Annotated in this window: 10 protein-coding genes, 1 pseudogene and 1 riboswitch; of the genes and pseudogenes, 10 read left to right on the top strand and 1 reads right to left on the bottom strand. The window is 73.5% G+C overall.

Going from position 1 to position 12,523, the window contains the following annotated elements; all coding sequences use genetic code 11:
* Positions 1-20: 20 nt before the first annotated feature.
* From rpe to ACXVGS_RS17595, 8 genes are all read left to right on the top strand, one after another.
* The gene (gene rpe / locus ACXVGS_RS17630; RefSeq protein WP_141788597.1) at positions 21-680 is read left to right on the top strand and encodes a ribulose-phosphate 3-epimerase; all 660 of its coding nucleotides are present in this window, start codon (positions 21-23) and stop codon (positions 678-680) included.
* A 56-nt stretch (positions 681-736) separates the two neighbouring features.
* A riboswitch (FMN riboswitch) is annotated at positions 737-867 on the top strand.
* A gap of 171 nt (positions 868-1,038) precedes the next feature.
* Positions 1,039-2,076, top strand: coding sequence for a bifunctional diaminohydroxyphosphoribosylaminopyrimidine deaminase/5-amino-6-(5-phosphoribosylamino)uracil reductase RibD (ribD, locus tag ACXVGS_RS17625; RefSeq protein WP_458537259.1), 1,038 nt, complete (start codon positions 1,039-1,041; stop codon positions 2,074-2,076).
* Positions 2,076-2,675, top strand: coding sequence for a riboflavin synthase (locus tag ACXVGS_RS17620; RefSeq protein WP_458537258.1), 600 nt, complete (start codon positions 2,076-2,078; stop codon positions 2,673-2,675). Before ribD ends, ACXVGS_RS17620 begins: the two co-directional genes overlap by 1 nt.
* A complete protein-coding gene (locus tag ACXVGS_RS17615; RefSeq protein ID WP_458530797.1) occupies positions 2,672-3,382 on the top strand; it encodes a nicotinamide mononucleotide transporter family protein in 711 nt (236 codons plus the stop codon). Before ACXVGS_RS17620 ends, ACXVGS_RS17615 begins: the two co-directional genes overlap by 4 nt.
* Positions 3,379-4,608, top strand: a complete 1,230-nt coding sequence (locus tag ACXVGS_RS17610) for a bifunctional 3,4-dihydroxy-2-butanone-4-phosphate synthase/GTP cyclohydrolase II (RefSeq protein ID WP_458532602.1) — start codon at positions 3,379-3,381, stop codon at positions 4,606-4,608. The genes ACXVGS_RS17615 and ACXVGS_RS17610 overlap by 4 nt, the downstream gene beginning before the upstream one ends.
* A complete protein-coding gene (gene ribH / locus ACXVGS_RS17605; protein WP_141788592.1) occupies positions 4,605-5,099 on the top strand; it encodes a 6,7-dimethyl-8-ribityllumazine synthase in 495 nt (164 codons plus the stop codon). The genes ACXVGS_RS17610 and ribH overlap by 4 nt, the downstream gene beginning before the upstream one ends.
* Positions 5,100-5,113: 14 nt before the next feature.
* Positions 5,114-7,621, top strand: coding sequence for a bifunctional FO biosynthesis protein CofGH (locus ACXVGS_RS17600; protein WP_458535148.1), 2,508 nt, complete (start codon positions 5,114-5,116; stop codon positions 7,619-7,621).
* 64 nt (positions 7,622-7,685) lie between these two features.
* A complete protein-coding gene (locus ACXVGS_RS17595; RefSeq protein WP_458530800.1) occupies positions 7,686-8,078 on the top strand; it encodes an antibiotic biosynthesis monooxygenase family protein in 393 nt (130 codons plus the stop codon).
* Here ACXVGS_RS17595 and ACXVGS_RS17590 read toward each other — a convergent pair.
* On the bottom strand, positions 8,027-9,067 hold the full coding sequence (locus ACXVGS_RS17590) for a class I fructose-bisphosphate aldolase (protein ID WP_458530801.1): 1,041 nt from the start codon (positions 9,065-9,067) through the stop codon (positions 8,027-8,029). The genes ACXVGS_RS17595 and ACXVGS_RS17590 overlap by 52 nt on opposite strands.
* Before the next feature lie 153 nt (positions 9,068-9,220).
* On the opposite strand from ACXVGS_RS17590, the gene ACXVGS_RS17585 reads away from it, so the two are divergent.
* Together ACXVGS_RS17585 and ACXVGS_RS17580 are read left to right on the top strand one after the other, a co-directional pair.
* Positions 9,221-10,345, top strand: coding sequence for a hypothetical protein (locus ACXVGS_RS17585; protein ID WP_458530802.1), 1,125 nt, complete (start codon positions 9,221-9,223; stop codon positions 10,343-10,345).
* Positions 10,346-11,706: 1,361 nt separating this feature from the next.
* Positions 11,707-12,523 (top strand): annotated as a pseudogene (locus tag ACXVGS_RS17580) (hypothetical protein); the annotation flags it as partial.

Here is a 12,523-nt window from a genome sequence, read left to right as displayed (position 1 = left end):
CACGCCCTAGGCTGGCGCCCGTGCAGATCTCCCCGAGCATCCTGTCGGCCGACTTCGCCAACCTCGAGCGCGAGCTGCGCCGGATCAGCAACGCCGACTGGGCCCACGTCGACGTCATGGACGGCCACTTCGTGCCCAACCTGACCCTCGGCCTGCCCGTGGTCGAGGCCCTGGCCAAGGTCAGCCCGATCCCGCTCGACTGCCACCTCATGATCGACGACCCTGACCGGTGGGCCCCGCAGTACGCCGAGGCCGGCGGCTCCAGCGTCACCTTCCACATCGAGGCGGCCGGCGACCCCCGCCGGGTCGCCCGCGACCTGCGCGCCGCCGGGGCCCGGGCCGGCATGGCCATCAAGCCCGGCACCGCCTTCGCGCCCTACGCCGACCTGCTGCCCGACCTCGACATGGTGCTGGTCATGACCGTGGAGCCCGGCTTCGGTGGCCAGTCGTTCATGGCCGACCAGATGCCCAAGGTGCGCGAGGTGCGCGAGGCGGTGCGCCGCCACGGCGGGGACATCTGGGTGCAGGTCGACGGCGGGGTCTCCGCCGACACGATCGAGCAGTGCGCCGAGGCGGGGGCCGACGTCTTCGTCGCCGGGTCGGCGGTCTACGGCGCGCAGGACGCGGCCGCCGCGGTCGAGGAGCTGCGCGCCCTGGCCACCGCCCACCGCCACGGGTGAGGACCGTCACGCGGACCGCGGGTGCCTGAGCCTGCGGCCCGGATGCGATACTGACGGCACGCGCTCCGGGGTCGGTGCAACTCCGAACCGGCGGTGACAGTCCGCGACCCGACCGCAGCCAGCGGCCGGTTGACCTGGTGGAACTCCAGGACCGACGGTGAAAGTCCGGATGGTAGGCAGCGCGTGCGGGACCGTTCCCGGTCGTGGCCCCAGGGTCACGGGCGAGTCGGACCCGTTGCAGGACAACGGCTCTCGAGCCCGTATGCCGCGCCGCCAGGCGCGTCCTCCGGTCGCCGAGGTGCCTTCTTCCGTCCACCCCGGAGCTCGCCCGAGACAGGCTGAGCACGAGGGGCAGGACATGGACCAGCAGGCGCAGGAGCAGCGTGACGTCGAGCTGATGCGTCGCGCCCTCGAGCTCGCGGCCCGCGGTCCCGTGGCCGACCCGAACCCCCGCGTCGGGGCCGTCCTGATCGACGCCGCCGGCGAGGTCGTCGGCGAGGGCTGGCACCACGGCGCCGGCACCCCGCACGCGGAGGTCGAGGCGCTGCGCGCCGCCGGCGGCCGTGCCTCCGGCGGCACCGCGGTGGTGACCCTCGAGCCGTGCAACCACACCGGGCGCACCGGCCCGTGCTCCCGGGCGCTGGCCGACGCCGGTGTCGCCCGCGTCGTCTACGCCCAGTCCGACCCCAACCCAATCGCGGCCGCGGGCGCCCGGACCCTGCGCGATGCCGGGGTCGAGGTCGTCGGTGGTGTGCTGGCCGTCGAGGCCGCGGCCCTCAACCGGGCCTGGACCTTCGCCGTCAGCCATGGCCGTCCGATGGTGACCTGGAAGTTCGCCGCCACGCTCGACGGCCGCTCCGCTGCCGCCGACGGCACCAGCCAGTGGGTCACCGGGCCTGCCGCGCGGGCCGACGTGCACGACCTGCGCGCGGAGTGCGACGCGATCCTCGTCGGCACCGGCACGGTCCTCACCGACGACCCGCGCCTGACCACCCGGCACCCGGACGGCACCCTGCGCGCGCGCCAGCCGCTGCGGGTCGTCGTGGGGGAGCGGGACCTGCCTGCCGCCGCCCGGGTCCTCGACGACGCCGCCCCCACCCTGCACCTGCGCGAGCGCGACCCGGCCCTGGTGCTCAAGGCGCTGGCCGGCCGGGAGGTGCGCCACGTCTGGCTGGAGGGCGGCCCGACCGTGGCCGCGGCGTTCCTCGCCGCGGGCCTCGTCGACGAGGTCGTCGCCTACCTGGCCCCCGCACTGCTCGGCGCCGGCGCGGCCGCGGTGGGGGACCTCGGCATACAGACCATCGGTGAGGCGTTGCGGCTCGTGCCGCGCGAGGTCACCACCATTGGCGAGGACATCAAGGTCGTCGCCACCGTCGCACCCCAGGGAGGGCGTTGATGTTCACCGGCATCGTCGAGGAGCTCGGTCGGGTCGTGTCCGTCGAGCCGGGCGAGGATTCCGCGGTCCTGCGGGTCCGCGGCCCGCTGGTCACCAGCGACGCGACCCACGGCGCCTCGATCGCGGTCAACGGCGTGTGCCTGACGGTGGTCGAGCACGACGCCGAGTCGTTCTCGGTGGACGTCATGGCCGAGACACTGCGCCGCTCCAGCCTCGGTGCGCTCACGGCCGGTGACCCGGTCAACCTCGAGCGGGCCATGGCCGCGAGCAGCCGCTTCGGTGGCCACATCGTGCAGGGCCACGTCGACGGCACCGCGACCATCACCGCACGCGAGCCGGGGGACCGCTGGGAGGTCGTCACCTTCACCCTGCCGCACGCCCTGACCCGCTACGTCGTGGAGAAGGGCTCGATCACCGTCGACGGCGTCTCGCTGACCGTCTCGGCCGTCACCGACGACACCTTCTCCGTCTCGCTCATCCCGACCACCCTCGACCTGACCACGTTGGGGCACAAGGGAGTCGGCGCCACCGTCAACCTCGAGGTCGACGTGCTCGCGAAGTACGTCGAGCGCCTCATGTCCGCAGGAGCCCAGGCATGAACATCCTCCAGCGCCTCTTCGAGGCCCAGCTGACCATCGCCGGGCAGCCGATCCTGTGGCGCGAGGTGGTCGGCAACGCGTTCGGCTTCGCCTCGGCGATCGGCGGCATGCGCCGGCGGGTGTGGGCGTGGCCGGTCGGCATCGTCGGCAACGCCCTGCTGTTCACCGTGTTCTTCGGCGTCGCCTTCTCCAACCCGCAGGGCGAGACGCTCTACGGCCAGGCCGGGCGGCAGGTCTTCTTCATCATCACCAGCATCTACGGCTGGTGGCGCTGGTCGCAGCTGCGCCGGGCGCGCGCGGCCGGCGACTCCCACGTGCCGGCGATCACGCCGCGGTGGGCGACCGCGCGCGAGCGGATCGGCTACCTCGCGGTGTGGCTGGTCGGCGTGGTCATGGTGCAGCAGGTGTTCTACGCCATCGGCGCCGGCTTCCCCGCCCCGCGCTGGTACTTCTGGTGCGACGCGTGGATCTTCGTCGGCTCGATGGTGGCGACCTACGCCATGGCCCGCGGCTGGAACGACTTCTGGCTCGCGTGGATCGGCGTCGACCTGGTCGGGGTGCCGCTGCTCGTGCACTCCCACTTCTACCCCTCGGCCGTCCTGTACGCCGTGTACGGCGCCCTGGTGATCTACGGCTTCTTCGTGTGGCTGCGCGCCTCCAGCGTGGAGACCCCCGTGACCCGCGAGACGAGTGAGGTGAGCGCATGACGACCGCCCTGTCGACCGTCGAGGAGGCCCTGGACGCGCTGCGTCGCGGCCTGCCGGTCCTCGTGACCGACGACGAGGACCGCGAGAACGAGGGTGACGTCATCCTGGCGGCGCAGACCGCGACCGAGCAGTGGCTGGCGTGGACGATCCGCTGGTCCTCGGGCGTGGTGTGCGCTCCCATGCCCGACGAGGTCGCCGACCGGCTCGAGCTGCCGCCCATGGTGAGCCGCAACGAGGACCCGCGCGGCACGGCGTACACGATCTCGGTGGACGCCCGCGAGGGCGTCACCACCGGCATCAGCGCCGCCGACCGGGCCCGGACGGTGAACCTGCTGGCCGACCCGGCGACCGAGGCCACCGACCTGGTCCGGCCCGGGCACGTGTTCCCGCTGCGCGCCCGCGAGGGCGGTGTGCTCGTGCGCGCGGGGCACACCGAGGCCGCGGTCGACCTGTGCCGGCTCGCCGGGCTGTCCCCGGTGGGCGTCATCGCCGAGCTGGTGCACGACGACGGCGCGATGATGCGGCTGCCGGCGGTGCTGGAGCTCGGCGCGAAGCACGAGCTGCCGGTCATCACCATCGAGCAGCTCATCGCCTGGCGGCAGCGCAACGACCGGGTCGAGAAGATCGTGGAGACGCGGCTGCCGACGGAGCACGGCGAGTTCCGGGTGCACGGTTACCGCGACATGGTCACCGGTGACGAGCACGTCGCGCTGGTCAGCCCGAAGGGCCTCGAGGGGCGGGCACCGCTGGCGCGCCTGCACTCCGAGTGCCTGACCGGGGACGTGTTCGGCTCGCAGCGGTGCGACTGCGGCCCGCAGCTCGAGCGGGCGATGGAGCGGGTCGGGCGAGAGGGTGGCGTCATCGTCTACCTGCGCGGCCACGAGGGCCGGGGCGTCGGGCTGCTGCACAAGCTGCGCGCCTACGCCTTGCAGGACCAGGGTTTTGACACCGTCGACGCGCAGGTGGAGCTGGGCCTGCCGATCGACGCCCGGGAGTACGCCGCGGGCGCGGCGATCCTGGCCGACCTCGGCCTGCACGCCGTGCGGCTGCTGACCAACAACCCGTTGAAGGTCAACGCGATGCGCGGCTACGACATCGAGGTCGTGGCCGTGGAGCGGCTGAGCATCGTCCCGGGCGAGGACAACGAGCACTACCTGCGCACCAAGCGCGACCGGATGGGGCACGACCTCGTCATCGAGGCGACGGACAAGGGAGCATCAGCATGAGCGGGGCGGGTTCACCTGACCTCCGGGTCGACGGCAAGGGCCTGCGCGTGGCCGTGGTGGCCGCGTCCTGGCACCAGACGGTGATGGACGGACTGGTCGAGGGCGCCCGTCGGGCGCTGACCGAGTCGGGCGTCGACAGCGTCGAGCTGGTCCGGGTGCCGGGCACCTTCGAGCTGCCGGTCGCCTGTGCGCGCCTGGCCGGCTCGTATGACGCGCTGGTCGCCCTGGGCGTCGTGATCCGGGGCGGGACGCCGCACTTCGACTACGTCTGCCAGGCCGCGACGGTCGGCCTGACCGACGTGTCCGTGCGCACCGGTGTGCCGGTCGGCTTCGGCGTGCTCACCTGTGACGACGACGCGCAGGCGCTCGACCGGGCCGGGCTGCCCGGGTCGTCCGAGGACAAGGGGCACGAGGCCGCGACCGCCGCCGTGGCCACCGCGGTCACATTGCGAGACCTGACCGGGCGGGACGCGGCCGTCGTCGGGGCCTGACATAGCCTGACGCGGTGAGTGACAACGCCCTGCGCCGCGCCCTAGCCCGAGCCCGAGACGGCAAGGCCCTCGACGCCGCCGAGGCCGAGGTGCTCCTCGGTGCGCGGGGCTCGGACCTCGTCACGCTGTCGGAAGCCGCCTCGCGGGTGCGCGACGCGGCGATGGTCGAGGCCGGGCGTCCCGGCGTGGTCACGTACTCGCGCAAGGTCTTCATCCCGCTGACGCGGCTGTGCCGGGACCGTTGCCACTACTGCACGTTCGCGACGGTCCCGCACCGTCTCCCCGCGGCGTACCTGTCCCCGGACGAGGTCCTGGAGATCGCCCGGGAAGGCGCGGCGCAGGGGTGCAAGGAGGCGCTGTTCACCCTCGGTGACCGGCCCGAGGACCGCTGGCCGGCGGCGCGCGAGTGGCTCGACGCGCACGGGTACGACGACACCCTCGCCTACGTGCGCGCCATGGCGATCCGGGTGCTGGAGGAGACCGGGCTGCTGCCGCACCTCAACCCCGGGGTGATGTCGTGGGCGGACCTGCAGCGGCTCAAGCCGGTCGCGCCGTCGATGGGGATGATGCTCGAGACGACCTCCGAGCGGCTGTGGTCCGAGCCCGGGCAGGTCCACTTCGGCTCTCCCGACAAGGATCCGGCCGTGCGGCTGCGCGTGCTCGAGGACGCCGGACGGGTGGGGGTGCCGTTCACGACCGGCATCCTCGTCGGCATCGGGGAGACCCCGGCCGACCGGGTGGAGAGCATCCTGGCGATCCGCCGCGTGGCACGGGAGTACGGCTCGGTGCAGGAGTGCATCGTGCAGAACTTCCGGGCCAAGGACGACACCGCGATGCGGGGCACCCCGGACGTGGGGGAGGAGGAGTACCTCGCCACCGTCGCGGTCGCCCGGCTGCTGCTGGGGCCGTCGGTGAGCATCCAGGCGCCGCCGAACCTCTCGGAGCCGCAGGAGATCTCGCGCCTGCTGGCTGCCGGCGTGGACGACTGGGGCGGGGTGTCGCCGGTGACGCCGGACCACGTCAACCCGGAGCGGCCCTGGCCGCACGTGGAGGACCTGCGCACCTGGACGGCCGAGGCGGGGCTGGAGCTGCGGGAGCGGCTGACCGCCCACCCCCGGTTCGTGCTCGGGTCGCTGGAGCGCGACGAGGCGTGGATCGACCCGAGGCTGCACGCCCACGTGCGCGCGCTGGTCGAGCCGGCCACCGGCCTGGCCCGCGAGGACGCGGTGCCCCAAGGGCTCGTCTGGCAGGAGCCAGACGGCGGCATGGCCTCTGCCGGAACCGGATCCGGCCGCACCGACCTGCACCGCGGGGTCGACGAGGAGGGCCGCACCGGCGACCGCCGCGGCGATTTTGACGAGGTCTACGGCGACTGGCAGTCGGTCGCCTCGCGGGTGACGCCCGGCGCGCCGGAGCGGCTCGACGGTGACGTGCGGGCCCCCCTGGCGCGGGCCGAGGCCGACCCCGCCGGGCTCTCCGACGAGGACTACCTGGCGCTGCTGACCTGTGACGGCGAGGCCATGGACGCCCTTGCGGCGCTCGCGGACGGGCTGCGCCGGGACGTCGTCGGTGACGACGTGACCTACGTGGTCAACCGGAACATCAACTTCACCAACGTCTGCTACGTCGGGTGCCGGTTCTGCGCTTTCGCCCAGCGCAAGACCGACGCCGACGCCTACACGCTCTCCCTGGAGGAGGTCGGCCGCCGTGCCGCCGAGGCGCAGGCGCTGGGGGCGACCGAGGTGTGCCTGCAAGGGGGGATCTCCCCGGACCTGAAGGCCACGGCATACGCGGACATCGTGCGCGCGGTGAAGTCCGCAGCGCCCGGGATCCACGTGCACGCGTTCTCGCCCATGGAGATCGCGACGGGCGCGGCGAAGTCCGGCGTCTCCGTGCGGGACTGGCTCACCGAGGTGCGTGAGGCCGGGCTGGACACGATCCCGGGGACGGCCGCGGAGATCCTCGACGACGAGGTGCGCTGGGTGCTGACCAAGGGCAAGCTGCCCGCGGCGCAGTGGGTCGAGGTCGTCGAGACCGCACACGAGCTCGGGCTGCGCAGCTCGAGCACGATGATGTACGGCCACGTCGACCACCCGCGGCACTGGGTCGGGCACCTGCGCACGCTGACCCGGATCCAGGACCGCACCGGCGGGTTCACCGAGTTCGTGCCGCTGCCGTTCATCCACACCAACGCGCCGGTCTACCTCGCCGGCCTCTCGCGGCCCGGCCCGACGCTGCGCGACAACCGCGCGGTGCACGCGGTCGCGCGGCTGATGCTGCACGGCCGGATCGACAACGTGCAGACCTCGTGGGTCAAGCTCGGCGTCGACGGCACCCGTCTGATGCTCACCGGTGGCGCCAACGACGTCGGCGGCACGCTGATGGAGGAGACGATCAGCCGGATGGCCGGCTCGGCGCACGGGTCGGCCAAGACGGTCGCCGAGCTCACCGAGATCGCCTCCGGCATCGGTCGTCCCGTGCGGGAGCGCACCACGACGTATGCCGTGGCCGCGGCTTCCTGAGGTCGCCCCTGGCTCCTGCCGCGCGGATGATCCCCCCGGCAGCCAGCTCTGGCACCATGACGAGGTGACGGTCATCAAGATCAACGCGATCACCGTGCCGGCGGACAGTGGTGACGAGCTGGCCCGCCGCTTCGCCGCGCGGGCGGGTGCCGTGGACGACCAGGACGGGTTCGAAGGCTTCGAGCTGCTCAAGCCCACCGACGACCGGACGACCTGGCTGGTCATCACCCGGTGGCGCGACGACGCGGCGTTCGAGGCCTGGGTGAGCTCCCCGGCGTTCGCCCACGGTCACCGCTCGGCCTCCGAGCGCGCCGGCGAAGGGTCCTCAGGCGAACAGCCTTCGGGTGAGCAGTCCCCGGGTGAGGGGCCCGCGCGCCCGGTCGGGGTCCACAGCGAGCTGTGGTCCTACGAGGTCGCCGGCGGCTCGACCGCGACCTTCTCCAGCTCGGGGCGGTAGGAGGCGCGGCGCGCGGCGCCGTTGAGTGCGGCACGGTGGAGGAGCGCCGCCTGCGCGGCGACGGTGTTGGCGTCGTCGCCGGACCACACGCGCAGCACCGGCGCCTGGAGCGCACGGCCGAACGAGAAGCTCAGCTCCCAGGGCTGCGCAGGCATCCTGTTGATCGCGTCCAGGCGAGCGGTGGCCTCCTCCTCCGACTGCCCGCCGGACAGGAACACGACCCCCGGCACGGCCGCGGGGACGACCTCCCTCAGGGCCATGACCGTCGCCTCGGCGATCTCGTCGTCGCCGGCCCGGACCGGGCTGTCCTCGCCCGGCAGGACCATGTTGGGCTTGAGCAGGCTCGCCTCCAGCACCACGCGGTGGTGCGCCAGCTGCTCGTACACCGCCCGAAGCACCTCGACAGTGACCACGGCACAGCGCTCGAGGCTGTGTGCCCCGTCCATCAGCACCTCGGGCTCCACGATCGGGACCAGGCCTGCCTCCTGCACGAGCGCCGCGTAGCGGGCGAGGGCGTGGGCGTTCGCCTCCACGCAGGTCGCCGTCGGACGTCCCTCCGCGATGTGGATGACCGCACGCCACTTGGCGAAGCGCGCGCCCATGGACGCGTACTCGCGCAGCCTGTCCCGCAGCCCGTCGAGTCCCGCGGTGACCACCTCCCCGGGGAAGGCGGCCAGCGGCGTGGTCCCCGCATCGACCTTGATGCCGGGGATGACGCCCTGCCGACGGAGCACCTCGGGGAACGGCACGCCGTCCGTGGTCCGCTGGCGGATGGTCTCGTCGAAGAGGATGACCCCGCTGATGAACTCGCCGATCCGGGGCGCGGTGAACAGGAGCTCGCGGTAGGCCCGACGGCGCGGCTCGGTCGACTCGACGCCGATGGCCGCGAGGCGTTTGGCCATCGTCGGTGTGCTCTCGTCCGCGGCGAGGATGCCCTTGCCCGGAGCAACCAGGGCCTGCGCCGTCCCGATCATGGATCCGAGGTCCACGGTGCACCCACCTTCCCTGCTCGGCAGGCCTTCAGCGTGCAGCGGTCTGGGCGGGGGCCACGGGAACTCGGTCCCGAATCGGGCGCGTGCGCCCGGAAGGGTTTGTCCCCCTGAGGGGTTGGACGGAGAGTGCTGTGGCGCTGGATCGGGTGCGTGGTCGGCCTCCTCATCGTGGTCGGCACGCTGTTCAGCGTGGTCGGCACCCTGGTCGTGCCCCGGGCGATCGACTCCAGGGTCTCGCGGGTCACTGACCGCGTGGTGGACCTGCTCTTCCTGCGCGCGACGGCCGGCGTGCGCTCCTTTGCGCGCCGCGACCGCATCCTCGCCTGGCAGTCGCCGCTGAGCCTGCTCGTCCGGCTCAGCGTGTGGCTCATCCTGCTGGTCGTCGGGTTCGCGCTGGTTCTGCTTCCCGCAGTTGGCGGCCCGCTGGCCGCGTCGGTCCACGAGGCGGGCTCCTCGATCCTCACGCTGGGCTACGCAGCCCCGCGCAACCTGGCCAGCACCGTCGTGGAGTACGCCGCCGCCTTCACCGGCCTCGTCGTGATCGGTCTGCAGGTGGGCTACCTCCCCACGCTGTATGCCGCCTTCAACCGTCGCGAGACGGAGGTGACGCTGCTGACCACCCGCGCCGGAGTCCCGGCCTGGGGGCCCGAGATCCTGGCGCGCACGCTGTGGGGCATCAGCGACGGGGACACCGGACCCGTGCTGGGCGACCTCTTCCGCTCCTGGGAACGCTGGTCCGCCGAGCTCGCGGAGTCACACACGACGTATGTCGTGCTGGTCCGGCTGCGCTCGCCACGCCCCTTGTCCCACTGGCTCACCTCGCTGCTGGCGGTCATGGACGCAGCGGCCTTGCACCTGGCGCTCGCCCCTTCCCTGGAGCCCAAGATGCCTGCCCGGTTGATGCTGCGCATGGGGTTCACCGCCCTGGAGCAGATCGCCCGCGCCGTCCGGCTGCCGGTCCCGGGGGAGCCCGACCCCGACGCGCCGATCTCGGTCAGCTACGAGCAGTTCGGGGAGGCTGTCGACGAGCTGCGCCGCCTGGGCTACCCGATCGAGCGCAGCAACGACGAGGCGTGGCCGCACTTCCGGGGGTGGCGGGCGAACTACGACACCGCGGCCCTGTCGCTGGCGAACCTCCTCGACGCCCCGCCGGCGCTGTGGAGCGGGCCGCGACGCTGGCCCTCCCGGCCCATCGCGCCGCTGCGGCCGGCGACCCGGCTGGCCCGCGGCGCGACGGCACCGTCACGACGTCCACAGGGCACACCGCCGAGCTGATCCCGGTCTGCCGCGTCGACCGTGTCGCGGGGCTCGGTGCCGGTGACCCGACGACGCGGCGGTGCGGCGAACCGGGGGGTGACGCGGCGGGGCGGCGCGGTGACCCGGGGGTGACGCGGCGCGGTGACCCGGAGGTAACTGGCCGCGGCATACCTCGCTCTGGCCGGTCGGCGCGGGCGGGGGTGGTGGCGAATCGCCCTTTTGCGCGAGTTGGCCCCGCTGCGGGCTCACTACGGTCGGGGACGGCGTCGTCACGTCCCGTGGGGTGGGGGGAAGCGCTCACCAGCGGCTCAGATCGGAACGCACCATGACACCTGACAGCACGGACGCATCAGTCCCCGGTCCGCCAGAGCAGGGTGACTGGTGGATCCCCGCGCACACCGATCCGGAGGATGCCGGGCTGGAGGATGCCGGTCCAGGGCAGGCCGGGTCCGGTGGGGCCGGGGCGGGTGAGGCCACGGCGGCCCGAGGCAGCCAGCCACTGGTGCTCCGGCTCGCCGTCGCCGCCAAGGTGGGTGTGCTGGGAGCCGCGTGCGCGGTTGTGGCCGGCGCGTTCGCGGTGGCAATGCACCAGAGCGAGGCGCCGACTGACGGTGGCCTGCTGGGAGCCCCCGCACCCACGCCCACTCTCTCGTCCCTGTTCCCGCCTCCGGGTAGCCCGACGGCGGGCCCGGACCGGTTCGACCCGTGGAGCCAGCCGCTCGTGACGCCGTCGGTGCCCGTCGTGACCACGCCTCCGAGGTCACCGGTGCAGGCGCCGGGGCACACGGACGCACCGGCAGTGGCGGCCGCGGCACCGCGCGCGTCGACAGCCTCCCGTCCCGCTGCCCCCGTGAGGAACGCCCCTGCGGCCGGGGGCGCCCGACGCAGCCGCCAGGTCTCGGGCCGGGCGGTAGCGGTCAACCCGGCGCCGGTCCGAAAGCCGTCGAAGTGTCGGGGCGCGGCCCCGGCCTGCGCTGCGCCGCCCGGCCTGGTGGCGCACTGGCCGCCCGGCCCGGTCGCGCACTGGACACACCCGCCCCACCCACTGTGGCCGCCCCATCCGTCGTCCCACGGGCCGCAAGCGTGGAAGCCTCTCGGTCAGGTCAGGAAGTCCGGGTTCGCGCCGCCGCACCCCCACCCGATGTCTCCCCACTTCGGGGGAGTGCCCGGGTGGCTGGTGCAGGCCATCTCGACGGGTCTGTCCCACGGCCCCCTGCCTGGAGTACATCACCGCTGACTCGCGTGCTCGCCCTCGCCGCGCCGGCCGGCTGGGCCTCAGCTCGAAGGGCAGCGCGTCGTCAGGCGGGCTGGGTCGGGTAAGGCGCAGCGGTCGCGATGACCGGGGAACCTCTGTCAGTGGTCGAATGTATGTTCGAACCATGCTTCAGGGGGATCGTCGTCAGGGGCCCGCGGCCAGCGGGTCCGGTGGCGTGCCCGCGGCGGGATCCGGTGATGTGGTGCCGGGCGGCGGGGCACCGGGTGGTGCGGCCACGGTGGCCTTCGCGGACCGGTTGGCGGTGGTGGATGCGGCGCGGGAGTCCTTGGTCGGGATCGAGCAGGTGCTGCACCAGTGCCAGGGGCCGGACCTGGGTCCGGCGATGGGTCTGTTGGATGCGCTGGCGTGCCGGGTCGAGGCGGCCAAGGTGGCGGTGCTGACGGAGGCGTTGGAGCGGGGCGAGGTGTCCTCGTCGTGTGCGACGGCGGCGGGGTGGGTGCTGGAGTGGGCGCCGTCCTACCGGGCCGGTGGGGCGGGGGACCTGGTGAGGGTCGCGCAGGCGTGCATCGGCCGGCCGGTCGGTCTCGGTGCCAGCCACGTGTTGGACCACGGGTCGGTGCAGCGGCTGCGGTCGTGCGTGCTGGCCGGGCGGGTGGGCGTGCGCTGCGCCGCGGTGGCGTTGGCGGAGATGGCCAAGCTGGGCCCGCGGCTGACCCCGGCGGCGCTGCCCACGGTGTGGGAGGGGTTCCTGGCCGTGGCGGAGGAGGCGGGGCCGCGGGAGGTACAGGGGTTGCGGGAGCGGATCATCGCCACCTACGGCGGCCACGACGAGTTCCAGGTCCGCCAGGACCGGCTCAGGCACGGGGTGTCGTTGTCGGCGGGGCGGGCCGATGACGGGATGGTGGAGTACCAGCTGCGCCTGGACCCCGAGGGCGCGTCGGTGTTGGAGGCGGCGATCGGTCCGCTGTCCGCGCCGCACC

It is taken from the genome of Oryzihumus sp., assembly GCF_054325275.1.
Note: the sequence above shows the minus strand (reverse complement) of the source record. Positions and strands in the feature narration are given on the sequence as shown.

Excerpts from the sequence above, each read along its gene's own strand:
- ribH (WP_141788592.1), top strand. The coding sequence starts at position 4,605 with ATGAGCGGGGCGGGTTCACCTGACCTCCGGGTCGACGGCAAGGGCCTG.
- ribD (WP_458537259.1), top strand. The coding sequence starts at position 1,039 with ATGGACCAGCAGGCGCAGGAGCAGCGTGACGTCGAGCTGATGCGTCGC.
- ACXVGS_RS17610 (WP_458532602.1), top strand. The coding sequence starts at position 3,379 with ATGACGACCGCCCTGTCGACCGTCGAGGAGGCCCTGGACGCGCTGCGT.
- ACXVGS_RS17615 (WP_458530797.1), top strand. The coding sequence starts at position 2,672 with ATGAACATCCTCCAGCGCCTCTTCGAGGCCCAGCTGACCATCGCCGGG.
- ACXVGS_RS17620 (WP_458537258.1), top strand. The coding sequence starts at position 2,076 with ATGTTCACCGGCATCGTCGAGGAGCTCGGTCGGGTCGTGTCCGTCGAG.